17 protein-coding genes, 4 tRNA genes and 1 rRNA gene are annotated in these 25788 nt (G+C 42.0%); 1 reads left to right on the top strand and 21 read right to left on the bottom strand.

Features of this window, described 5'->3' with window-relative positions:
- Positions 1–15: 15 nt before the first annotated feature.
- From eutL to ACIQCO_RS20655, 3 genes are all read right to left on the bottom strand, one after another.
- A complete protein-coding gene (gene eutL, locus ACIQCO_RS20665) occupies positions 16–672 on the bottom strand; it encodes an ethanolamine utilization microcompartment protein EutL (RefSeq protein ID WP_400431935.1) in 657 nt (218 codons plus the stop codon).
- Positions 673–920: 248 nt separating this feature from the next.
- A complete protein-coding gene (locus tag ACIQCO_RS20660; protein ID WP_400431932.1) occupies positions 921–4130 on the bottom strand; it encodes a UvrD-helicase domain-containing protein in 3210 nt (1069 codons plus the stop codon).
- Positions 4123–7089, bottom strand: a complete 2967-nt coding sequence (locus tag ACIQCO_RS20655) for a PD-(D/E)XK nuclease family protein (protein WP_400431929.1) — start codon at positions 7087–7089, stop codon at positions 4123–4125. The genes ACIQCO_RS20660 and ACIQCO_RS20655 overlap by 8 nt, the downstream gene beginning before the upstream one ends.
- Positions 7090–7248: 159 nt before the next feature.
- Between ACIQCO_RS20655 and ACIQCO_RS20650 the strand changes: the two genes are divergently transcribed.
- A complete protein-coding gene (locus ACIQCO_RS20650) occupies positions 7249–7974 on the top strand; it encodes a hypothetical protein (RefSeq protein ID WP_400431926.1) in 726 nt (241 codons plus the stop codon).
- Between the two features lie 39 nt (positions 7975–8013).
- Here ACIQCO_RS20650 and ACIQCO_RS20645 read toward each other — a convergent pair whose 3' ends face one another.
- The 18 genes from ACIQCO_RS20645 to rrf form a co-directional block, all read right to left on the bottom strand.
- Positions 8014–8739, bottom strand: coding sequence for a CBS domain-containing protein (locus ACIQCO_RS20645; protein ID WP_400431923.1), 726 nt, complete (start codon positions 8737–8739; stop codon positions 8014–8016).
- Between the two features lie 150 nt (positions 8740–8889).
- Positions 8890–9417, bottom strand: coding sequence for a response regulator (locus ACIQCO_RS20640; protein WP_400431919.1), 528 nt, complete (start codon positions 9415–9417; stop codon positions 8890–8892).
- 75 nt (positions 9418–9492) lie between these two features.
- Entirely contained in the window at positions 9493–10524 is a 1032-nt protein-coding gene (gene desA, locus ACIQCO_RS20635) for a Delta(5) desaturase DesA (protein ID WP_400431916.1), read from the bottom strand.
- 206 nt (positions 10525–10730) lie between these two features.
- Complete coding sequence (gene dacB, locus ACIQCO_RS20630) at positions 10731–12152, bottom strand: D-alanyl-D-alanine carboxypeptidase/D-alanyl-D-alanine endopeptidase (RefSeq protein WP_400432173.1); 1422 nt, start codon at positions 12150–12152, stop codon at positions 10731–10733.
- 99 nt (positions 12153–12251) lie between these two features.
- Positions 12252–13526, bottom strand: coding sequence for a LysM peptidoglycan-binding domain-containing protein (locus ACIQCO_RS20625; protein WP_400431913.1), 1275 nt, complete (start codon positions 13524–13526; stop codon positions 12252–12254).
- Positions 13527–13636: 110 nt separating this feature from the next.
- A complete protein-coding gene (locus ACIQCO_RS20620; RefSeq protein ID WP_400431910.1) occupies positions 13637–16231 on the bottom strand; it encodes a polynucleotide kinase-phosphatase in 2595 nt (864 codons plus the stop codon).
- Positions 16231–17577: a 3' terminal RNA ribose 2'-O-methyltransferase Hen1 gene (locus tag ACIQCO_RS20615; protein WP_400431907.1), complete on the bottom strand. Its 1347-nt coding sequence runs from the start codon at positions 17575–17577 to the stop codon at positions 16231–16233. The genes ACIQCO_RS20620 and ACIQCO_RS20615 overlap by 1 nt, the downstream gene beginning before the upstream one ends.
- Positions 17578–17674: 97 nt before the next feature.
- Positions 17675–18004: a hypothetical protein gene (locus ACIQCO_RS20610; protein ID WP_400431904.1), complete on the bottom strand. Its 330-nt coding sequence runs from the start codon at positions 18002–18004 to the stop codon at positions 17675–17677.
- Positions 18005–18013: 9 nt separating this feature from the next.
- A complete protein-coding gene (locus tag ACIQCO_RS20605; RefSeq protein WP_400431901.1) occupies positions 18014–20254 on the bottom strand; it encodes a DEAD/DEAH box helicase in 2241 nt (746 codons plus the stop codon).
- 72 nt (positions 20255–20326) lie between these two features.
- Positions 20327–20518, bottom strand: coding sequence for a YbxH family protein (locus ACIQCO_RS20600; RefSeq protein ID WP_066088470.1), 192 nt, complete (start codon positions 20516–20518; stop codon positions 20327–20329).
- 184 nt (positions 20519–20702) lie between these two features.
- On the bottom strand, positions 20703–23372 hold the full coding sequence (gene ppdK, locus ACIQCO_RS20595) for a pyruvate, phosphate dikinase (protein WP_400431898.1): 2670 nt from the start codon (positions 23370–23372) through the stop codon (positions 20703–20705).
- 2 nt (positions 23373–23374) lie between these two features.
- A complete protein-coding gene (locus ACIQCO_RS20590; protein ID WP_400431895.1) occupies positions 23375–24190 on the bottom strand; it encodes a pyruvate, water dikinase regulatory protein in 816 nt (271 codons plus the stop codon).
- A gap of 23 nt (positions 24191–24213) precedes the next feature.
- On the bottom strand, positions 24214–24846 hold the full coding sequence (ccpN, locus tag ACIQCO_RS20585; protein WP_400431893.1) for a transcriptional regulator CcpN: 633 nt from the start codon (positions 24844–24846) through the stop codon (positions 24214–24216).
- Between the two features lie 287 nt (positions 24847–25133).
- A tRNA-Trp gene (locus ACIQCO_RS20580) sits at positions 25134–25207 on the bottom strand.
- Positions 25208–25211: 4 nt separating this feature from the next.
- A tRNA-Tyr gene (locus ACIQCO_RS20575) sits at positions 25212–25296 on the bottom strand.
- A gap of 23 nt (positions 25297–25319) precedes the next feature.
- Positions 25320–25412: transfer RNA gene (locus tag ACIQCO_RS20570), tRNA-Ser, on the bottom strand.
- Between the two features lie 24 nt (positions 25413–25436).
- A tRNA-Met gene (locus ACIQCO_RS20565) sits at positions 25437–25513 on the bottom strand.
- A gap of 45 nt (positions 25514–25558) precedes the next feature.
- Positions 25559–25675: ribosomal RNA gene (gene rrf, locus ACIQCO_RS20560) — 5S ribosomal RNA — on the bottom strand.
- Between the last annotated feature and the right edge of the window lie 113 nt (positions 25676–25788).

The raw sequence follows: 25788 nt of genomic DNA, 5'->3' as shown, positions 1-25788 counted from the left end.
CACCTTTTTAAAAAGCTAAAATGAATTATGGGGGGAATGCGCAATTTTCTTAACGGTATCAGCAAACGCTTCTGCTGCCGCCGCACAGGACGATTGGCTGCCTGTTAACAGCCCGCCGCCGTAGTTAGTTTCCGTTGGCGGTCCATAAAAGACACAAAGCCTTACATCGGCTGCCTTCAAAGCAGCATCCAAACCAACCATTGCTTCAAGCGGCGGAGCAATTAAGTAGGCTAACGGTTCGCCTGGATTAATGCCTGCCATTTTTGACAAATACGTTCCTGTCCGTGAAATGGTATGGGCAAAATAGGCATGATCACCTGCCTCGTCAACGGCATAAAACGCCGGTCCCTCATTGATTAGCTGAACTGCCGCCTCAATGCCGCTTTTTACCTCTGAAGGTGTTTCTCCACCTAAAATACCTATAAACTCCCCTGATAATGGACCGGAAGCATGGGCTGCCCCGGCATAAAAGGACTTCGCATAAACGACCTCTACCGCTGCCATCTTCGTTGCCTCATCTAACGCGGTATAGCCGACATCATCGCTCGTACTTGTTACGAGACCTAAACTTTTAATATTGGCGGGTACCTTTAAGGCCTCTCTTAAACCATCATCAATGTTGGGAATGATTTGACTTGCAAGGGCAAAAGCCGGAACTCGTTTGACATCCATTTTCTTCACCTCCTAAAAAAATGCCTTGATGACAGTACTAGACTCCAACCAAGGCAGCATTTCTTATTTCTATTCGCTTATATTAATAAAGTCTATTATTTAATGGCTAATTTATGACTTTTATTTAACTCGTACTGCTTAGAGTGAAATCGGAAATAACAATAAAGTTAATGAAAAGATAGAGAGAAACACAAAAAGAGCACCATTGTGCTCTTTCCTCATTACTATTAAAAATTCTTTATATATTTTTAGCTGCCATCAACAGCCGTCAACCTATCCGGTAATAGGAAATAGAGAAATCCTTCCGACACTTGTTCCCCCGTCACTGCTTCCCAAGCACCCTTATAGAATGCAAGCTGGCTGCTATAGAAGACCTGCAATTTTTCATAGTCTTCCATATTCTTAGCCCGGTCTGTTTTGTAATCCACGATGGTCCAAGAACCATGCCTTTTGTAGATTAGGTCAATTGTTCCTTTGACAAAGAATGGATGCTTATCTTCTGGATTCTTTGTAATTAGCGGATAAAGTTTGTGACCCTTTTCGACCTTTAATGTAAACGGTACCTCTGTCAGTACTTCTTCTGCTGTTTGTAAATTTCCCCAAAGCTCTGACTTCTTAAGATTTTGCAGATAGGTTTCAACCTCCGCTTCTCTCGCTACCGGAAGCTTAAATTTATTCAAAGCCGTTTTCAGATAATGGGTCAGGTCGCAGCCTTGAACCGCTTTTTCGAACACATCATGAATGAGCGTCCCCCAGTCTTTTCCGCCGCCGGATTCCCGTTCAATGGTGATTTCACTATAATCCTTGCCCTTTGTCGGTGTCCAAAGATCATAGCTCTTTTCACTGCTTAAATCAATCCAGACGTGTTTGCTGTTGGTTTTGGACTGGAAATCTCTTAAGGTTATTTCCGATTGAGGGTTCTTTCTTTCAACTGTATCTAACTCTGGAATTTCCAATTCTTCGATTGTTTCCATTTCCAAAAGTGTGTTCCAAGGGTTTTTCTTGTTACCGCCGTTTGCGCTAATAATCAATGCCTTCTCGGCACGGGTGGAGGCGACGTAAATAATCCGCAGCTCTTCTTCGCTTAAGTACATTAATTCCTCCGCCTTATGTGCTGCCCAATTAAGCGGTATCGCCATCTCTTTTGATTGGTAGCCGGTATCGACTGTAAACGTGAAGAATCCTTTCGAGGACAAGTCCTCTCGTTTAATATGCTTTGATAAGAACGATTCAGGGCTAACCGCTTTTGCCGGGTGGGCCAAAAAGACAATTGGTGCTTCAAGGCCCTTGGCTTTATGGACATTCATGATTCGAACCGCATCAGCCTCTTCCTCAAGGTTTGCCACAACGGTTTTTTCAAAAATCATCTCTGTAAGCGTTTCTAAAACCTGTTTATAGGTTGTATTTCCTGCTGCCTCCTGCTTCCTTAGGGCTTCTATCACTTGCAGCAAGCTTTTATACATGCGTTTACCGCGGCCCTTTGTTAACAGTAATGGATAGAATCCTATCTCTTCGCTGATTTTTTCGATGGCAGCGGTTGGTGAAAAGGTAAGAATCTGCTTTTGGCAGTGCTGTAATTTGCTTAAGGCTAATGCAAATTTAGATTTCACATCTGCGGATAGTCCGTCCGGTATGTCTGCATATACCGAAAATATCCCCTTGGCATGCTTCCACTGATACAATTCCTCGTCACTTATGCCGAAGAATATCCCCCGTAAAACAGCTACAAAGCCGACTTCATCCGTCGGGTCCAAGAAGGATTTTAAAAGTATCCACAAATCCTGGAACTCCCGTGTCTCACCAAGGATGACTTCACCGCTGATACTGACCGGAATCCCGATATCTTCAATCAGTTTCGCATAGGTGGCAACTCCGTCGTTGTATCTTGTCAGCACCATGAAATCCTTAGCTCGATATCCTTGCATCATTAGATTGTGAATCGTCAAAGCAATGTTCTCGGCATCCTTTAAAATAATCTCTTCCTTCTTTTTAACATCTGCCGGCACTGACAGTAATTTAACCCCCGAAAAGCTATTTCCCTCATCCTCATGATAGGAAATCAGCGGACGGTAGGCTGCTTGATAAACGGTTTCTACTACCGGTAAATGCTTTTCAAAAACGGAATTTAACGGTTTCGTCACGGTGTCAAGGGTGCGGAAATTCGTTGTCAACTGCAATACCTCACCCCCATGCTCCTCCATTAACTGCTTAACTCGGTTATATGTATCAATGTCCGCCCGGCGGAATCGATAAATCGCTTGCTTTGGGTCGCCAACCACAAATAGCGAACCTGGTTTCGGTTTACAGCTGGTCCAGGTTTTTTCCGTGCTATCTTCACTGGTTAAATAGAACATGATTTCAGCTTGAAGCGGGTCGGTATCCTGAAATTCATCGACAAGTAAGAAGCGATATTTCCCTTGGAAGTACCTGCGGACCTCACGATTTTCTTTTAGCAATTTTGATGTATGCATCATTAAATCTTGAAAATTTAATAGCGACCGTTCCTTTTTCAGCTGCTCATAGGATTGTACCGCCCCTTTTAGGAAACTGACAATCATCGGGTGACAATGTTCTTTCCATGCCTGGACGAGCGGCTTGATATTTACCTCAAAGGCTGCGGTGATTTTCTCTTCATAATATTGAGCGTCTTCTTTTGATGGCCAGCGGTTATAGGTTGGCTTGAGATTTTTTGCAAATAAACTAAAAATGCCGATGATGTCCTTATCCTGCAATGAGTCGATGAATCTTGTCTTTTGACAAGCAGTTACGACGGCTTTCTGGAGGGCATCATAGCCTTTTAGCGGCTCCGCATCTGGAACGAACTTTTTCGCTTCCTGAATCAGCATCATGAAATATTCGTAGTCCTTATGCAGCTCCGGCTTCGATACTGTTTCCGCCACCCACGCAACATCGGAATATTCCTTTAATTCCTTCAGCCATGGAAAAATATCATCCACGTTAATCCCTAACTCGGCGATTTCCCTAAAATGATGTGAGTCCTGATCCATTAATTCCTGCAAATAGAGCTGCCATGCTTCTGCTAAAATATCCAAATCATCGGCTTCTTCAAGTTCCTTAAAGGTCAAATCTAAATGGGCTTCGATTGGACGCTCGCGCAGGAGTTTAGCACAAAAGGAATGGACAGTTCCTAAAAAGCACCGTTCCAAGTTTTGCAGCGCCTCCCCTAAACGATATTCAGCATCAAGGTCCGTTTCCTTTTTCCAGGCTTCCTCTAATTTTGCTTGAAAGCGGACCTTTAGTTCGTCCGCCGCTTTTCTTGTAAAGGTGATGGCGACAATTTCTTGGATTTCAGCGGTTCCGGTATGGATGAGGTTCACCATTCGCTCGACTAAACTTGTTGTTTTTCCCGAACCGGCACCGGCTTCTACTAAAAAATTGGTGCCGAGCTTGGATATAATCTTGTCGCGTGCGGCCTGGTCCTGAATAACCTTAGTCATAGGCTCTTACCCCCTTTAGCTTCTGATTGGATTGTTTCAATTTCAGCATTTCTTTATCATAAAAATGCCGGCGGCAGACTAGCTTAAGCTCGCAGAACTTACAATCATTTTCATCATCGGTCATTTCAAAATGACCGTTTTTAATGACATCAACTAATTTTTCAAGAATATCTAAGCCCCTTGTTCTAAGGGTGCTATTCTGCTTTCTTGTAAACCGCTCGGCCATCCCTTTCACGGTTGGAAAATAATACGAGCTTTCTTCCACTGCCCCGGCACCAAGATTTAAGTGCTGTTCAATCGCTAAAGCGTATATCAGATGCTGAAGCTGACGTCCGCCACTAAATGCGCCATTTTGCTTATAACTGTAGGTGCTCCCCGTTTTATAATCGATAATGTGGTAGCTGCCATCGTTCGCTTGATCGACGCGGTCAATAATTCCCGAGATTTTTACTTTCCCTGATGGAAGTGTGATAATGGCTGGGACAGTTTCGCCGATGCCAAAGGAATATTCAAAGTGAAGCGGATTGTAATTTTCGCAGTGACGCTCCTCTTCTTTCAGAAAAATTTTGCAGCAGGCCAAAATATCGTTTAACTCACGAATGTAAACTCTGTCATTTGGCGGCGGCAGATTTTCTTTATGCTGTTCGACTAGATTAACTGCAATCGCTAAGATTTTGTCCACATGTAAGGCATAGGCAGGCTTGGCTTTTTCCCCCTTTAATTGCTTATAGAAATTTTCAAAGATGCTGTGGATCAGGCTTCCCCGTGTCGCTGGGTCGAGCCATTTGTTGGCATCAAACGAAACATCCTCAATTGGTCTTATTCTCAACACTTCCTTTAAAAAATAGGAATACGGACATTTCGCGAGAGTTTCAAGTTTGCCGGCAGTCATGGTTTTCTCCGGATTAAGGCGGGGATCATACTGCGCTTTATCAATTTGCACGAGTCCGTCGAATTCCGAAAAATTGTTAGTATGGCGAGCAGTTTCAGCTTCCATTCCATCTTTAACATTTTGAAAATGGTTTAATATCCCTTCCGTTAGTTGAACAGTCTCGAAGCTGATTAATTTTTCATCCCAATAGTCCTTTTCTTCAAAAATATCATTAGCAATGATGGTGGAAGGCAAGGATGCTAACTCTTTGAATTCGGCGTCTTTATTGCCAGCGATTAATCGATAACACTGCAAAAAAACAAAGGCTGGGTTAACGGTACGATTAGCATTGATATCAAAATTACAGCAGCTGACTGTTACCGTACCTGTCGATTGCGCCAAAACCTGTAATAGTGTATATAAGTTCATCTGGCCTTTTTCCCGCAGTAATGGCAGCTTGTTTCCTAACTGAATCCGCTCCATGTCCAGCAGTAACGGGTCTTCACTGGAATTGCCAGGGAACTTTTTATTATCTAAGCCCGCGATAAAGACAGTTGTCCGGCTATTGTAAATGCCATCTCTATAGGAAGAGACATGCAGATGACCTGGTTTTGGACGTGATTGGTTAATCCGAACGGATAGCAGTAAGTCCTTCACCTTTTCAAACACGTCGTAGCTTGATAACGATTCATCCGCATACGGGATAATCTTATCGATTTCATCCAACAAGGAAACGTTCGAAATTTCATCAAGAGCGGAGCTCATTTTACTATTATTTCTGAGAATATAGGAGAATCCAGTTAAGCATGTTTTATAGTTGATTGTATTATCTAGGGGCGGAAGCTTTTTAAAAAGGGACGCAAACCAATGCTTTAACCATGAAAGATCTTTCAGGCGGTTTTCATAGGAAGGATTTTCTTTCACTTGCAACTGCTTTTCACCCAGCCGGTCGATTTCCATTTCGAGATGTGTTAGGTAGCGTTCCTGCGCCCAGCCAATTTGTAAATCGCGGAGTAATCTTGCGATTTTTGATTTAGAAGGAGCATCTTCACCAAGTACAATCAAGCCCTCATTCAATAAATCAAGAAAGGCTTGGACACTATAATTGGACTGAATCCAGCCTATTAATCCGGAAACTAACCGTCCCGGGCGGCTGAAAGAAACCGGCAGTCCCTCGCCAAAGGTAATTGGGATGTCCAGCTTTTGTGATAGGTGATAAAAAAGCGTTATGTAAGAATCATTGTTTGTATAATAAACAACGCACTCATCAAGTGGTGCCTTTGTTGTTTTAATTTTTTCTAAGATTTGTTTAACTTCTATTTCCTCTGTTTTTGCGGTAAAAATACATAAGTCCAGCTCACCGGTTGCTTCTTCCTGCTGATAGAGAAAGCTTAGCGAAGTCGGTTCTCCTGTTCGAATCGAACCAATGCTTGTCCCCTCCGGTGTATTGATGCCATAAACAGGTGCGAGCGGCAGTTTATATCCAGACCCAGGTATCATTTCACGAAGGAGTTGTTCTTCGAGGTATGAAAGATTTAGGCCGGATTGTAAAATATAAGTTGCCTTTTCATCGATTTGCGCGAATTCCAGTGCTTTAGCTATAAGAGCTGCGTTGTCAGAAAATTGATGGGTGGTTAAGACCTTTTCATATTCAGAAAGGATTTCATATACATCTTCCGCCTTATCTCCTGTGATGAAAGCATCCTTTTTCAACGTGTCTTTTGTATATCCAGTTAGTCGTAATGTTTGAATGGTTGTATAAATGGCATGGCAAAAGGAAGGCGTAATCTCCATTTCGCGGAAGTACCGAAGCCTGCCTTGTTCCTTCAGTTCCGTAAGCAATGTTGAAGTAAAATGGACCCCGACGGTATGATCCAAACTATTTAGCGGTTGGTCTGTATGCAGCTCTACTAGGTTCTTGGCAAGATCATGGACAGTTTTATACTTCAAATTGATTGCCTGATGGCCTTCCTTGATAAACGCCTCATTGATTTGTTCCCCAATGGCATGGGAATCAACGATAACGATTTTTTCTCTTAGGGGAAAGTTAGTGCAAATTTGACTTAATTCATCTACTAGGAAAAGCATCGGAAACCTCCTATCATCTCTAAATTCTTGTCTCGAGTATATCATTTTTTTCCACTAGATGTATCCAAGTATTTACAATATTTGAACCCCAAGATGAACATAAATTTTTAAATGTTGGTAATAATAACCTCGATTAACATTGAAAGGATGGGATGTTTGATGTCGTTAGAATGGTTTGACAGAGTATGTGGAGAATTGCAAGAACACCTGGAGTCTATTTGTGATGAATATGATCAGGTTGGCCAAATGACAATTGAAAGAGCGGCTAAACATCCGAGGATTGAGTTTTTCGTCGATACCGCTGATGTCGATACCGAAGAGCTTGACCGTGAATATTTCTGCTCGCTGTTCTTTGACCCGCAAAATGAGGAATTTTATATTGATACCTTCGATGCTGACAGCGGACTTACGGCGAAAATCATCCTTTCAGACATTGAAGACATTATCGACGAAGTCCATGGGAGTCTTCATGATTACATGAACGGCGATGACGACTATTCAGATGATGGCGTCTACCCCCAGTCAAATGATGTGTTCGACGATGTGGAGGTTTTTGAATCCGATGACGAAGAAGGGGAATATTATCAGGCTGAACAACTCAACAATAACGACATTTTTGAAGAAATTGACGTTGACTGGTCCACTCCTGAAGTTACTGCCTTTAAGCATGCAGATGAAGTAGAAGTTACCTATCAATTTGGGGTTGTTCAAGCGACAGGAGACGGCGTCCTTAAACGGATCAACCGAATCTGGACAACCGAAGACGAGTTGATTAGAGATGAATCCCATTTTATTTTTAGCAAAGAAGAAGCTAGTACCATTATTGCGATGATTGCCAGCCACATGGACCAACTAAGCGAGTTTGATTTTGCCGATAATCCATAAAGAAAACAAGGGAGCATGCCATTTGGATGCTCCCTTTCCTTAATCAACTGTATAATCAATTTCAATCAGATCCCAAGCAGTGATTATCCCTAGCGGCGCCTCGTCGGTTTTGCCGTTTTCCGTAATAAGGACGCCTTCTAATTTCCGTTTCTTTTTATGTGCTTTTTCGAAAATATTTTCAACCTCAAAAATATTTATCTCTTTTGGAACGATTTCAATCATAAGTTCTTTTTGATAATTCATTATATCCCAAACATGGATATCGGATAGATTTACTAGACCGCTCTCCATATTTTGCGCCATCCATTTAACAATCGATCCTGCCGTCAAAAGCCCGACACATTTTTTATTTTTATAGATTGGAAATTTGGAATAACCATGTTCCTTTATCGCTGCTGTCACTTTCAAAATGCTGTCATGATAATCAAAATAAACCACATGTTTCGTGGCGATGGAAAGTGCGTAATTAGGGCGGCTAAACACATTGGCGATTTTTTCAATATGGGAAACCACTTTTGCGTTGGGCTCTGCAATATAAAAGCCTACCTCCATTTTTTCATGGACGATTGCATTTCGTAGTCTAGCATATTGCTCCAGATCTTTTTTATAGGTTTCAATGATTTGATATTTTTTTGCCCCAACCTTGACCAAAACTACAAATCTATCATCATTAATTTGCACAATATCCCTCAAAGCATCGTGTACCTGGTTGTATGCTACCTCAAACCGTTCTGACAATAATGGCCCTTTTTTATTCATATTCATTTTGCGCTCCTATTTCAGTGCTTTTCTTCCTTACTATTATCTAATCATTATTTCGATAGAAAAATCAATACTTGAATAGTAAAAACATCTGCTGACAAAATGAAAAGACCACCCTTTTAAAAAGGACAGTCCTTTGTATTGTATGAATTTTCATCCGGTTGGTAACTTTATTTTATCAATTATGGTTGATAAATAGCTTTTTACGGTCCCATTGATGGTACTTTGCTGTGTTGTGCAATCCATTTGGCCTTGCCCATCGCCCGGTACCCGTTCGGTAGGATTGGATTCTTTGTCGATTAATTCGGGGGAGTAAATTCGCTCACCATTCATAATGCTGCGAATCGAACAGGCTAACTCCTCACTTGGACTATCCTTCAATAAATAACCTCTTACATCCGCTTGTAATACCCGTTCAAAATAACCGGTCCTAGCAAAGGTGGTAAAAAGAATCACTTTGCACCCAAATTGCTTTAAAGCGTCTGCTGCCTCAAGTCCGCTCATTTCCGGCATCTCTATATCCATGATACAAACATCCGGCTTGAAACGACTCACTAGAGCAAGGGCCTCTTCTCCATTTCTCGCCTGACCAACCACTTCCATATCATCTTCCAAATTGAGGAGGGAACCGATTGCCTCTAACAGCATTTCCTGATCCTCAGCAATTACAATTCGAATCATCCCAGTTCTCTCCTTATCCGGCAGCACTTTATAAGCTAAGACTCCCTTAAAAGGGAGTCTGCGAAAATGGTGCGATTATAGCTCAGGTTTCGCTTGAATGGAAATCCTGCTTTTAGTTAAAGATTTTATTTCTTTAAAGGTCACAAAATTCTTTCTCTCCTCATCCCATAGGCGGAAACGGAGTGACTTCAAGCTAGTTGCAAGAGTGATGGTTGGTACGTTTTGTAATGGAGGCGTATTCTCGTGCGCCTCTTCCAGTTTATAGTTTGGCACCCTAGGGCTTAAATGGTGCACATGGTGATAACCAATATTACCAGTTAGAAATTGCATCAGTTTTGGAAGCTTATAGAACGAACTTCCTTCCACTGCCGCTTTCACGTACTCCCACTCTTTATCTTCTTCAAAATAAGAATCTTCAAAAGTGTGCTGTACATAAAACAGCCAAATGCCTGCAGCTCCTGAAATCATGAAAATCGAGCCCTGTACTAATAGAAACGACTGCCAGCCGACTGCCCAGCAGAGTAATCCAATTAATGCAACGATTAATACATTCGTTAAATAGGTGTTCATGCGTTCTTTCTTTTTTGCACCTTTACGGTTAAATCTATTTTTTAAAAGGAAAACATAAATCGGTCCTAATCCAAACATCACGAATGGATTGCGATAAAAACGATAGGCTAGACGAAGTCTTAGTGGTGCGGCTAAATATTCGTCTACTGTAAGCGTCCATATATCTCCTGTACCCCGCTTATCCAAATTCCCACTTGTTGCGTGATGAACGGAATGCTCATGCCCCCATTGATCAAACGGGAAGATGGTTAAAACTCCCATGGCTGTTCCAACGATGCGATTGAGACGGCGGCTTTTAAAAAAGGAATGATGGGTACAATCATGAAAAATAATGAAAATCCGTGTTAAAAAGCCTGCGGCTATCACAACGGGAACAAGCGTTAACCAATAAGATACGGAAAGGCTTATATACGCTAGGATCCATAAGATAATAAATGGTCCGACCGTGTTGATGATCTGCCATACACTTTCCCTTGTCGTTGATTTTTCAAAAGGTGCAATTTGCTTTTTCAAAGTTTTCGTGTTTTGTAAGGTCATTTTATTCGAATTCCCTTCCTTATATGTGTTGTTAATTCGAATTATAAAGGAAGGGAGTTGGACTTGTTAGTAGCAGGTGTCATGTGCTGGGTATGACGAATGTCATGTCCAAGACGATTTTAATGTTCATACGCAGTAAAACGCTTCCATTTTTTTTTACATATAAACCTAAAATATCGATGAAAATACCTTCAATACAAGGAAAATCATGAATTTGCTAACAGCTGAACGATTCGGTCCTCAATTTTTTTTCCTTTTTCTTCGTCCAGCAAATTATTTAATAAAATCGAAAAAATTATTGTTTGCCCACTTTTTGTTTCCAGATAGCCTGATAACGAACTGACAGTAGAAATGGTTCCCGTTTTCGCTTGGACTTTTCCTTGAACTTCTTGATCTTTCAAGCGATTTCTTAGTGTGCCGCCGACCATCTTTTCTCGTGCACCGGCCACAGGTAAGGAATAAAGATAGTGGGGAAACCACTTTTCCTTCTTTACTGCAAATAACAGTTGCGATACTTGATTGGCAGGAATTAAATCAACATGAGAAACACCTGATCCATCACGGATAACCATCGTTTTGGGGTTGAGGCCCCATTTTGCGATTTCGGTTTTCAACACTTCAATTCCTTTTTCCCAGCTGCCCTCCCCTTTGACCACCTTGCCCATTTCCTTCATCAACATTTCAGCATGACCGTTATTACTCAACTTCATAAATGGCACCAGTAGCTCTGATAATGGCATCGAGCGGTGGGTCACCAAAGTTTCTGCGGTGTCAGGCACCAATCCTGTTTTAATTTTTCCCGTAATGGTAATCCCCTGTTCTGATAATGACTGTTCCATAAGGGATAGGGCAAATCGGGTTGGGTCCCAGACACCAATCCAATTTTTTTCAACCTTTGCGTTGATTGGTAAGTTTCCTTTTATTGTTATTATGTTTTTGGCGTGTTCCCGTTCTATTTTGATTTCCTTACTGCTGTCAGCCGGAACTGTTTCAGCATGATTTATTATTTTTACGTAGTTCGTTTTCGGGGTGATTTCTACTACGGGTTTGTCCCCAGATTTTTTTCCCGGTTTTATGGAAACCATGACGGAACCCGCATCGTAATCTGTTGTCGGTGAGGCTGTTAGCGCAGAAATCTGCGCCCCATAATGAGTCGTCTCATCACTCCACGGTAAGTCGAGCGAATAGCGGACATCATCATACCAGGAATCATCACCAACGAGATTTCCGGTTATTTTTTTGATACCTAGCTTCTGTAGCTCCACTGCCATTTTATCAAAATCGGATTTTAACAGAGTCGGATCACCTTTCCCTTTTATAAAAAGATTTCCCTGAAGTATATTCTTTTTCATGGCTCCATCCGTAAGTATTTCCGTAGGAAAGCTGTAGTCTTCTCCTAAAACATGAAGAGCAGCAGCGGCCGTTAGCAGCTTCAGATTTGAAGCGGGCCGCAAACGGACATCACCTTGATGATCATAAATGATTTCCCCGCTTTCGGCAGAGCGAATGCTCACACCTGTGATCGCCCCTTGTAAATCCGGGTCATTCTTAATCAATTGATTGAGCTGCTGAACCATTTTCTCATGATCATTCTTTGCGGTAACTTGACTGCAGGGGATGATTACCATTAATAAAATTAGGATGAAAAATTTAACCTTTTTAATCAATCTAAATCCAGCCTTCCTTAGAACTTTTCCACTTCATATTTGATAAATTGAATGTAATTTCTAAATTCTATTCTTGACCACTTGAAGGTTTTTATTAAGGTAAGCCCAATTTTGCGGTGCCGGCAGGCTGATTTGCCAAAAGGTTGTGCCTGCCAATTGGTAGAGATCGATGAGCCGATATTTTTCTATAAAACTACGAATATCTTCAAACCAGACAACGTGCTCCTCTACTCCATGCCAATACCTATACCACGGCGATTTAGCCGTGTTGTCAAATTCAATCGTCGAACCGGTGGAAATAGCCATATTTTGAGCAGCAAGCACCGATAGGGCATGGGCAGCTTTCGTAGGAACAACCTTATCATACCCATAAAGCGGCATTGCAATTTGCAGCTTTTGCGGACTGATTTGGGTGATTGAATAGCGGATAACTTGTTCTATCCACGTAATCGTGGCAATCGGATCTGGCGGACCTCCGGGATAGCCGTAATCCATGGTCATCACGGCAACGAGATCTACCACACTGCCAATCGATGCATAATCGTAAGCACCGATGATTCGATTAGTTGGAATATCCGCTGTTTTCGCATGAACATTCACATGCAGGATAAGCTCGCCTAACGCATTCTTTAAATCTGTTAGAAAGGAAATAAAATCATGGCGTTGTGCCGGCGGTATAAATTCAAGGTCGATGCTGACACCGCCAAAACCCCTAGTTCTTGTTAAATTCACCAAACTAGCTATCAAATTTCCACGATAGGTTGGATTTTGGAGTACTCGCCCTGCCAATTCCGCACTAAAATCATTTCCGGCAATATTTCGTATCATTAATAACGGAGTGATGTTCAGTTGATTGCATCTTGAAACAAGGGGTGCATCCTCTATCACATTAAATGCAAATCCTTCCTCAGTAAACGAATAAGCGACAACTGCTAAAAACGTCAGCTGCCCCGCTAGATTATCTATCGTTGCAAGGTTTGCACTTTCAGACGAGGGAACTAAAAACCCGAGTGTGGCTATTTCTAATTTTAATGATGAAGGAATATTGATGATTTGGCCGATAAAAAGTTTTTTCGGATCAATGCCGGGATTTGCCGTTAAGATGGTTGGAATGTCAATATTGAATTGTTGTGCCAGCTGCCAAATTTGATCGCCGGCTTTTATTTGAAAAGGACGGATTGGCAGCAAGGTATCAGGAAGGAATAATGCAAGTCCTGGGACCAGTGAATTTGCAGATAGTAACCCATTCATCTCTACAATTGTTTGAATTGAAACTCCATACATCGTTGAAATTGTCCCCAAGTTCTCGCCCTTCTTTACCACATGAACTGCCATAAACCTCTCACACTCCTTTCTATCCATCATATGGGCGAACGAAGTTAATATACTTGGACCTTGCAGTAAAAAAACAAACTTGCCGGCAGACAAGTTCGTTTTAAAAATTTCTATAGTCGTGGATCAATCGGTTCGGCTTCTAACGCCAAAACCCCGAGCACACATTCATGGTACCGCTCTAACGACTCTCGTCTAACAAAGCGATTCACTGATTCAACCCCTAAGGAAAACTCCTTCAAGGCATTGCGCTGTTTCTTGCCGGCATTTCGCTGCTTCAACCGGGACAAGTTCTCCGGTTGAAGATAATCTATTCCATAGATAATATGCAAATACTTCCGGCCTCTTACTTTAATTGCCGGCTGAAGAAGCTTGCCATTATGCCGTGCAACATACGTTTCAGGTTTGACAACAAAGCCTTCATGGCCGTCCTCGGTCATTTCTTCCCACCACTGGATTGCTGCATTCATCGATTCCTCATCATCAACAACCTGGTATTCCGTTTCGACAAACAAATCCGATAACCCGCTAAACTCTTTATTTTTCTCCATATGCCATGTATGCGGTTGAGTGAAAAATGTCTCTGTACTGTGGGCTAATGTATGGAAAGGGGCAATTTGTATTCCTTCCAGCCCTTCCGTTTCCCAACAATATTTTTGGTACACTTCATTAAAAACCGTGGCATTGGCAATCTTTTCATCCGTTTCCTCTATCCAGCTTGCCACATCTTTTCCATTTTCGCGGGCCTTTTTCAGTTGATCCCGCAATTTACTCCGATCAAACAGCGCCATTTCACCGACATGGGCATATTGATTCATGATTAGCTCTTTTGCTTTCAAATTCCATGGAAGTATTTCCGCATCCAGCAGGACAAAATCAGTGTTGTATTTTTCAAAATAACCACTGAGGTCTGCATTTAATACATGTACTATTCGTTCCTCCAGTTCTTTTTGAAAAAAGGCGCGGCCAGTCCTCGAGTAAATCGCACCTAATGATTCCCTGCCAATATACTGTTTTGCTGCTTCCTTGTTTTTAAAAAGAAACAAAATCCCACGGCTGCCCATATGCTTTTTCTCAACAACCATCCTCTCCACGCCATTAGCTTGATAGTATTCAAACGCTTCTAATGGATGCTCCAGGTACCCGTCTAATTTCGAAGATTTCGGGGTCGGACTCATTGTCGGCGGCAGATAGACAATTTCCTCAAGCGGCAGCGTGAAATGGGAAAGATCATCCAACGCTGACTTCGCGCCATCCGCATAAATGGAAATCTCCCCATACTGTTCGGTTAACACGGAATAACCCTCGATGAATTTTGCCAAATTAGGCGCCGAGAGCCTTTTCCGTTCCCATTCCTTCAGAGGATTGTCCGCCACATTTGCATAATCCACTTTCGCTTTAACCGAAATAAATTGCCTTTCCGGAAAACGATAGGCCGTTAAACTGCCGCCAAACACAACTCCTTGATCAATATTAAGCGTGTTGTTGACCAATAATGGCTGCGGTTTCGGATCATGTCCCCAAAGAATAAGGGCATTAGATTTATGTGCCAGCGTCCAGTCTTTTCGAATTGGTTTTCCATTTTCGTCGAGGCCATCCGAATCCCCGTAGCGGCAAAAGTCGGAAATACGCGGCGATTGCTTGCCAATATAATAGTCCTTTATTCCCGCGTGAACGGCAACAGCAGCATTGACACCATTCTTCCGGATAATGTAATGTGATTTCGCCTCTAACAGCATGTCTTTTACCTGGTCCTTGAAACGCAGTGTCTCCTCTTTACCGAATGTTCTTTCGTACTCGTCAAACTCAGCCGCGACATTTTCATCACCATGGGCAAGTTTAACATTCTTGCCATCAAGCCAGCGGGCAATTTTCCAGCCATGATTGCTGTCAATCATATAGGCGTTTCCTGCTGCAACATGCTTTTGGAAAAATTTCAGCGTCTCCAAAGAACGTGGTCCCCTGCTCATGACGTCACCAAGTGAAAGAATTTTTCGCCCTTCAGGATGGACAAAATAACCTGCTTCGGATTCTTCATATCCAAGCTTCCTCAATAGCTCAATAAACTCTTCATAGCAGCCGTGGATATCTCCGATAAAATCAATGCCTTTGCCAACGTCAATTAATAATGGATTTTCAAGTCGGTTCACATTTAATACCTGCAATTCTTCTTCCCCAAAAACGTAGCAGCGGCGAAAATCTTCCTTTTTGATGAAGCGCAGCGTCTTTTTGAAATGTTGGTATTGCTGCCTGATTCGGTTCTTTCCTCGCGGTGAATCGCGTACTAAGTCGCGTCTAAGTAATTCCGTTTCTGGCAAATTAAGCACAATTGCAATCGCCGGAACATGATACTTCTTGGCCATTTGCAGATATTTCTCCCGTTCATTATCACGTAAATGAGTAGCATCAATGAAGGTTAATTTATTGAGGCGACAGCGTTTAGCGACTAAATAGTCCATCGCTTCAAATGCTTCTTTCGAAATTTGTTGGTATTCATCAAAAAGGGCATCCGCTTCAAGCTTTGAACGCTGATTCCAGTTAATAAATTCAACATCACTAACCAGAATCCTAAATTGGTCGGAGCTTACCACTTCAGATGCAAGAATTTGCTTTTCTTGAATTAATTGATTTAATAATGTTGTTTTACCAGAATTAGAAGGGCCCACGAGTAATACGATACCCGCATGAGGCAAATTTATGGTCACCATTATTCCTGCTCCCTTCTGAAAATAGCCATTTGCGTTGGATGTCCGTATGGTTGATGTTCTTCACCAATCCCTTGAAAGCTCACTTGATAAGGGTAACCCTTTGTCCATTCTTGAACTTTTTGGCGAAATTCATCCCTTGTCCACTCAAAACGATGATCGCTGTGGCGCATTGCATCATCCATTTCATAGACAACATTGTATTCTTGATTCGGAGTGGTTACAATTAGCACCCTTGGCCGATAATCTTTAAAAATAGTTTCGAATATTGGCGCTAAACGGTATTCATCGATATGCTCAATCACTTCACATAAAACCATGACATCCTTGTTGTTAAGCCGCTCATCATAATAAAATAACGAACCTGCAATAGAAATGGGCTCGATGAAACCACGTTTTCCCTTTGCTTGCTCGAATCTCTCCATTGCCCGCAACCTCGATTTGTTAGCCGGCTCCACGGAAAGAATCTCTTTAACTCCTTCAATAAACCCGAGTTGAACCGATAATTTCCCTTCACCTGCACCAAGGTCAACAATGGTTTCTCTTTTTGGTAATGCCTCGATATAGTTTAAAATCGCTTCATAGCGCAGGTCATTTAACCGAACCTTTGGGGCCACATTCATCTCTTCAGTTTTTGCCACTTTTTCAAAGAATTTTGATTGCGAAATCATGTTTTGGAAACGTAAAGATCGTTTTACAATCAAGGCTTTTAAGGGGTGATTCTCGAGCCATCCTTCCCCGTAACGGTCAAACTTCTCGATTTCTCTTTCATCGATAAAATAATGTTTATAGTTATCAATAACCGGAATTAAGATTGAAACATGCTTTAAGGCGTTCTGAATGGTTTGGTTCCCCTTTAAAGTAATGAATCTAGCCGAACTCTTTTCCCGGATGAAGCTCTTCCCGCTCTCAATTTCCACTTTATATCCCATTGGCGTGAATAACGCTTCAAGCTCTGAGTCACGCAAATCAGAGGCAATCGGGCCGAAGATAAATTCCATTTCAAATGGGTGCCCGACCCATGCCGTATATTCTTCATTCGGTTTTCCATTTAATGCTGTCCCCAATGCCTTCCGAATGGCGGAAACAAAGATGCTGCTGGCAGCAAACTCACGATCATTGATATAATGGGTAATATCATAATAATCTGGTGAATTTTTTACTAAGTTTATCGGGTCAGTCTTTACATAAAGTAGAAACTGGACTTCTTCGCTTGAAAAAGCGGTATAGACAAGACGGACTGTTAATCCCTTTTCATCGCGTTCATATAAATTGTTGGGGTTTTTAGCCGCTAAATAGGAAACTGCTTCGGCTCCTTGTCCCCTAACGGTTAATGATAACTGCATCATTTTCACTTCACTTTCATTGGGAGAAGATTTTTAAGACCTATTTTACCATAATTACATGAATTTGGATGTATAGAAAATCCAAGGTTCATGCAGTCTTTTAAAAATCATACTCATCATACCGATACCTTCTATGCTTTTCCCGATAGCACGATTCACAAGTTGGGAATGGATGATCCCATGGCAGTTTTTTGCCGCAGGTCTTGCATTTCTTAACAAATTTTTTAATGTCGGTCTTTAACCGCTCCTGGACCTGATCGCTGATTTCCTCCCGGAGCCGTTCCCAATAAATCGCTTCCGTTCGTTCCCCTAATCGGTATAAAAATAAGAGATGAAGTCCAACGGCTTTATAGCTCAGTTCCAATTCTTCCAAGCTCCGGTCTTTTACAATCGGTTCAGGCAGTTCTTTTTCCTGAATGATGCTATACATCGTTTCTTCTCATTGCCTCGTTAATACTGGCTCATTTTTCGAAAAAGGCAGGTGTAAAAAGCCATATAAATCCATTAACGGCATCCGTGCTTCAATTTCTGTTCCGGCAATTAATTGATATAGAGACTTCTCCTCTGAAAGCGAGGCCTTTTTTGTTCCCTTCGGACTTTCAAATTTTCCCCATAACTCAAAAAAGGTTCCTAAATCACGGTAATAGCGTTGAAACCGTTCAAAAACAGAATTGGTAGGGGCAATCGAAAATGTATGAACAGGTTCATCCACCTGCACAAGCAAATTCCGCATTTTTTTGATATCACTTGTAAAGGCAACTTTTCCGATATCATAAATCCCTTTACGACCGGCACGACCGGCAATTTGCTTTACTTCTTGGGAGGTTAAGAGACGCCTGCGGGTTCCATCGAATTTTTCATTTTCTAGAAAAACAATCCGGTGAATCGGCAGGTTTAAGCCCATTCCAATCGCATCGGTCGCGACAATGACCTTTGTCTTTCCTTTATTAAACTGCTCGATCTGCTTTTTCCGCGTTTCCGGGGGCATGCTGCCGTAAATCATGCTTACAGAATGGCCGTCATTTTGCAGCCTTGATGCAGTCTCAAGCACACGTCTTCTGGAAAAACAAATCAGGGCATCTCCTTTTTTAATATGCTTTATATGAAATTCTTTCGTTTCGACCTCAAGCGGAGTGTCACGGCTGTACTCGTGAATTTCGATAGTTGAATCACCTAAAAGCTCGAGCAGCATCGTTTTCGAATTTTTGCTGCCAATAATATGTACTTCTTCAGCATTCGCCTTCGTGATTGCCTTATACCAGGAAAAGCCGCGGTCCTTATCGGTGATCATCTGTGCTTCATCAATGACCACCACATCATAAACCTCTTTTTCATGGAACATTTCTACCGTACAGGAGATATGGGCAGCATTAGGGACGATTTTTTCCTCTTCACCCGTTTTCAACGAGCAAGGTGTGCCTTCTGCATTTAACTTATCATAAACTTCAAGGGCTAATAGCCGCAGCGGTGCCAAATACAGGCCGCTGGCTGCTGCCTTCATTTTTTCAAGAGCGTGGTGCGTTTTTCCTGTATTCGTTTCGCCAATGTGAAGACAAAAGCGAACATGGCGTTGTAAGGAAGGGTCGTACTCCGCACCAAATATGTCTTTCATCATCCGTTCTTCTGCTTCTTTTTTTCGCTTAATTTCAGCATGCTCTTCTCTTTGTTTTCTTTCCCGCTCATCTAAATCCTTTTCGAAAATAGCTTTATGCACCATCGGATCAAATGGGATTTCAGCTAAACTAATTAAGTCAGAAAGATATTCTGCTTGAATATCCTCTATCATGAACCCCTCAACATCATAAAGAAGCTGAGCAATGCTGCCCTTTACAAAAGAAGGCGATAATTTTTCATTAAAGGTTTTTACAAACATATCTTTAAGCTCTGGTGGCAGTTCCGCTAATACTTTCTCTGGTATTAGTTCTGACATGTAATCAGAAATTAAGCTTTCATAGACAAAGAAATAGGTTTGATATTCATAGGTGCTCCGGCCCCAGTTTAGTGTTTTATGAATATCACCTGTTAGTTCTTCAAAAAAAGCGGACACCGTTGTATAAGCAGAAGGATTAAAGGCACCCTGATCCACTAATTTCTCCTCAAGGGCAATGGGATCGACCGCTTGAAACTTAATATTATTTTGCAAGTCGGCCGCTAGTTGTTGGGCAACGAAGTGACGTACATATAAATAGAAAAGGTCATATTGTTCTTCCAAAATACCAACAGCAGTATCTTCAATTTCGCTCCTAATTGCTTGCTTCTGTTCCTCAAGCTGCTTCTGTTCTTCGCGCTTTAATAAGTGATTCTTTGCATCAACATACCGTTTTCCCCAATTTTCTTCATATCCTGCGAAAGTTTCCTTTATCCATCCCATTGTATCGAAGGGCTGATACGTCCGCATTTCATCGCGGAAAAGCTTATTCAGTAATTTTCGGTCCACGCCTTGTACTTCAAACCCTTTTTCGCTTAAAAATTGTTTTTTTTCATTTTTGGGAACATCGTTCGTCGCTTTATTCAGCCAAACATTCACCCAAATTTGTTCAATGTAATGGCTCCGGTCGACTATGTATTGTTCAAAGCTTGGCAGCGATTCTTTCGTTTCTAAATACCGGTCAATATCTTCATATATTTTCGTTTTTGTATGCTCGATCGCTTGAGGGTAAATGGTTATTAATTTACTCATGAACGTCCCTCCTTTTCAAATTTTCTTGACTTTATTCTATCACAAAGCAAAAGACCGAACAAGTATTCGGTCTTAAATATCATGTTGATTGCAATATTGGTCTACTAGGTCTTCGATTTGGTCTAGTTCAGGAAATTTTCCTGAAAACTGAAATTTTATTTCTTCGATAAATTGATCTTTGTTGTAGACGTGGACAGCCCCGTTTTGTTGAATGACACTGTATTCCGGTACAAACCGATATCCGCTGCGTTCAATAGCCCCCATTTTGAGTCCCCTTTTTCACTTTTTTATAGTATAAGCAGAAATTTGGAAGCTAATCCGACGAAAGGCTAAACGCGTTTTACCTTTATCGCTAAAAATTCGGCGGAAAAATGGTTTTATTTGCGAATCGAAATTTACCATTAAAAAAGAGGACGGCACCTTTTTAGTACCGTCCCCTACTAAGAAATTAAGCTGTTGTATAAACCTCTTCTTTCTTTTGCTCATGGCGAATCGTTGCCTGTGCTGCAGCCAAACGAGCAAGCGGCACTCGGTATGGTGAGCAGCTGACATAATCTAAGCCCGTTCTGTAACAGAAATCAATTGAGCTCTTTTCTCCGCCATGTTCACCGCAAATACCTGTTTTTAAGGTAGGCTTTGCCGTGCGGCCAAGTTTCACACCTGTTTCTACTAGCTTACCAACACCCTCTTGATCAAGCACCGCAAATGGATTTTCAGGAAGCACTTTATTTTCGATATATGCTTGCAGGAATTTGCCCTCCGCATCATCACGGCTGTAGCCAAACGTTGTTTGTGTTAAATCATTCGTTCCAAAAGAGAAGAAATCAGCTTCCTCAGCAATCTGATCCGCTGTTAGGGCGGCACGAGGAATTTCAATCATGGTTCCGACCGTGTACTCTATCCTTTTACCCGTTTCTTCCTGGACAAGTACAGCCACATCAATAACCAACTGACGCATTTGTTTCAATTCATTCACATGGCCAACAAGTGGAATCATGATCTCCGGCTGTACATCTATTCCCTTTTCCGCTAATTTTGCCGCGGCATAGAAAATCGCCTTCGCCTGCATTTCGTAGATTTCAGGGTAAATCATGCCCAGACGGCAGCCGCGATGGCCAAGCATTGGATTAAACTCATCTAATTGGCGAACCTTTTTCAGCAATTGCTCTTTTTTCTTCAATTCCGCTGACTCTGGATCTAAGATTTGCAGTTTCGTTACGTCCACTAAAAGTTCTTCTTTATCTGGCATAAATTCATGAAGCGGCGGGTCTAATAACCGAATCGTTACCGGGAATCCTTGCATTGCTTCAAAAATCCCTTCAAAATCACCCTGCTGCATCGGTAAAAGCTCTCCAAGTGCTTTCATTCTTTCCGGATAATTTTCCGCAAGAATCATTTTTTGGACAATCGGAATTCGTTTTAAATCCATAAACATATGTTCAGTCCGGCACAACCCTACACCGCCGGCACCAAATTCAAACGCCTTTTTTGCATCTTCCGGATTATCGGCATTAGCACGGACACCTAATTTCCGTTCTTGGTCTGCCCATGCAAGCAACAGCTGGAACTCATCCGAAAGCTCTGGATCAATCATCGGAATTTCCCCTAGCATGATTTCACCAGTAGAACCATCAAGTGTGATGATTTCACCATAGTTAACAACCGTGTCACCAACAGCAAATTGTTTTGCTTTTAAATCAATCTTAACGGCTTCACATCCGCAAATACATGCTTTTCCCATCCCGCGCGCGACAACAGCTGCATGGCTGGTCATACCGCCGCGGCTAGTCAAAATAGCTTGCGAAGCAACAATGCCGTGAATATCATCCGGTGTTGTTTCCGGCCTAACAAGAATCACTTTTTTGCCTTCAGTGGCTAAAAGCTCCGCTTCATCCGCGTCAAAGACGACTTGACCTGTCGCAGCGCCCGGTGATGCCGGCAAGCCTTTTGCCAAAATTCTTTTTTCAAACGAGTCATCAATGCGGCGGTGCAGCAATTGATTTAATTGATCCGGATCCACACGTAACAGTGCGGTCTTTTTATCAATAATTCCTGCTTCGACCATTTCAACGGCAATGCGGATGGCCGCTTGCGCTGTGCGTTTGCCATTACGAGTTTGCAGGATAAACAGCTGACCGCGTTCCACCGTAAACTCAATGTCCTGCATTTCTAGGTAATGTTGCTCGAGCCGTTTGCAAGTATCGGCAAATTGCTGGTATACATCCGGCATTTCATCCTTCAAGGCGGCGATTGGCTGCGGCGTGCGAATCCCTGCAACTACATCTTCCCCTTGAGCATTGATTAAGTATTCACCGTAAAGAACGTGCTCGCCCGTCGAAGGATTTCGCGTGAAGGCAACGCCAGTGCCGGAATCATTTCCCATATTTCCGAATACCATGCTTTGAATGTTAACGGCAGTACCTAGGTGGTCGGGAATCTTATTCAGGCGGCGGTAAACAATCGCACGCTGATTATTCCAAGAATTAAAGACAGCATTAATCGCAAGGAAAAGCTGCTCATTCGGATCCTGCGGGAACTCTTTTCTTGTGTGCTTTTTAACAATTGCTTTGTAGCCAATGATCACCTCTTGCCAATCCGCCGCACTCATTTCCGGGTCAGAGGAATAGCCTTTATGTTCACGTGTTTCTTCTAAAAATTGCTCAAAATAATAGGTATCAATTTCAAGAACGACATTACTGAACATTTGAATAAAACGGCGGTAGGAATCATATGCAAACCGCGGGTTATTTGTTAAATTAGCCAAGCCGGCCACGGTTTCATCATTCATTCCAAGGTTTAAAATCGTATCCATCATTCCAGGCATGGAGAACACAGAACCAGAACGGACAGAGACAAGTAATGGATTTTGCGGATCACCTAGTTTCTTGCCCATTTTTTCTTCTAAACTGGTAAGCGCTTCTAAGGTTTGTTTCTCTACTAGAGCAGGGATTGTTTTGCTAGCTTCATAGTAAGCATTACATGCCTGTGTAGTAATCGTAAATCCATAAGGGACCGGGAGGCCGATTCGCGTCATTTCTGCTAAGTTAGCACCCTTTCCCCCTAGCAGTTCTTTCATATCTCCATGACCTTCGTGAAATAAATAGACCAATTTATCCATTATCAAAAGCTCCTCTCTTTTTTCAATATGTCTAAAATTAACCCAGCCGTCTCTTCTATTGCCTTATTTGAGACATCTATGACCGGACAGCCAACACGCTTCATAATTTTTTCAGCATGGTCAAGTTCCTCTAGAATGCGCTCAAAGCTTGCATAATTTGCCTGTGAGGCTAATCCTAATGCCTTTAAGCGTTCCTTACGAATTTCGTTTAATTTATCAGGCGAAATGATTAAGCCAATACAATTTTTCCTTGGGATTTCGAATAATTCATCCGGCGGCGGCACCTCTGGAACCAACGGGACATTCGCTACCTTAAAGCGTTTATGTGCTAAGTACATTGACAACGGTGTTTTAGACGTCCTTGATACTCCTACTAAAACAATATCTGCCTTGGTAATCCCTCTTGGATCGCGGCCATCATCATACTTAACAGCAAATTCGATTGCTTCGATTTTACGAAAATATTCTTCATCTAGTTTTCTCATTAATCCTGGACGATGATGGGGCGGCTTGTTAAACTTAGTGACGAAAGCATTCATTAAGGGACTTAGCAGGTCGACTGCTAATATCCCTTCCTCTAGTGCTCTTCTATCTAAGTAATCCTTTAAAGCGGGAATAACAATTGTATAGGCAATGATGGAGTGTTCCTTTTTTGCCAATAGAATGACATCTTCAATATCTTCAATATCTTCCACATATGAATTTCGGCGAATGTCAACTTGGCCGCCGTTAAATTGAGTGGCGACTGCTTTTACGACAAACTCAGCAGTTTCCCCAACCGAATCAGATATAACATAAACAACTTCTTTCTGTACCAAAATGGCAGCAGCTCCTCTTCGTCTCATCTTTCCATAATTTCTAAATAAGCGCGTGTGATCGTGGTTTTCGTGATCCGTCCTAACAGCAAATATGTATTCTCCTGCTCCTCCACTTCCTTCACAACAGGCAGGGAGTCAATATGATTATCAATCATTTTCTTCGCTGCTTCGAGCAAGGTTGCATCAGGCTGGATGGTGAAAATATTAGGCATCCTCGTCATAATGACACTAACAGGTAATTCATGGAGATTTTTATTTCCTAGTGATGCCCTGAGCAAATCCTTACGTGAGACTACCCCGGCTAAATGGCCCCTAGAATCTACTGCGTAAAGCGTACCGACATCCTCTAAAAACAACTGGACAATCGCATCATAAACGGCGGTTGATTTATCGACGACAATTGGATGTGCCTTATAATCGATAACCTTTTGATGGAGAAACTTTTCAGCTTGACGCTTAACTTCATAATTTTCATTGAAAAAATAACCAACGCGCGGTCTGGCATCTAATTTGCCTGACATGGTTAAAATCGCGAGGTCTGGTCTCAGCGCAGCTCTTGTTAAAGAAAGCTTTTCTGCAATTTCTTGTCCGGTTATTGGTCCATTTTTCTTAACAATTTGGAGGATTTTATCCTGCCGTTCTGTAAGTTTAATCATTATCACCCCCTCGTTTCGGTTTAATATGCTATATTTATTAGTGTTTAAAATAAATGTGCTATACTTATTATTATATAGTATATTACATTTAAACAAAATCCGAAACAATTACTTTTATTTTTTTTTGACAAATTAGCAAACTATTTTAAAAATTCCAGTGCAAAAAAAATCCCGCCTGCAATGGCGGGATTTTCCTTAGGTATTTGTAAATGAAATTTTCCTGCAGTTGGTCCTTAAAACAAAAAAATCCCATAGCCTGAACTATGAAATCAAAATTTGCGTATATTTGGCAGGGGCAGTAGGAATCGAACCCACACTGAAGGTTTTGGAGACCTTAGTTCTACCTTTAAACTATGCCCCTAAAATGGTGGAGGGGGACGGATTCGAACCGCCGAACCCGGAGGGAGCGGATTTACAGTCCGCCGCGTTTAGCCACTTCGCTACCCCTCCACATATTAAAGAATAAATAAAACTGGAGGAGGAAGAGGGATTCGAACCCCCGCGCGGTGTTACCCGCCTGTCGGTTTTCAAGACCGATCCCTTCAGCCAAACTTGGGTATTCCTCCAATATTTTAAAAAAAGATCAATTTTGGTAGCGGCGGAGGGGATCGAACCCCCGACCTTACGGGTATGAACCGTACGCTCTAGCCAGCTGAGCTACACCGCCAAAATACAACGTGATTTTCCTGTTACAAATAGTTTTAAAGAAACAGCCCGGCAGCGTCCTACTCTCACAGGGGCGCATGCCCCAACTACCATCGGCGCTGAAAAGCTTAACTTCCGTGTTCGGTATGGGAACGGGTGTGACCTTCTCGCCATTACTGCCAGACTATATTCATTTGAGGTATCATTCCCTCAAAACTAGATAATGCAGAAGAAGTTTAAGTAAAAACGAGTTCGCTTTTAAAAATGGTTAAGTCCTCGAACGATTAGTATCAGTCA

This window comes from Neobacillus sp. NPDC093127 (genome assembly GCF_044754175.1).
Taxonomy (GTDB): Bacteria; Bacillota; Bacilli; order Bacillales; family Cytobacillaceae; genus Neobacillus.
The sequence above is the reverse complement of the archived record's forward strand: the minus strand, read 5'-3'. Positions and strand labels throughout refer to the sequence as shown.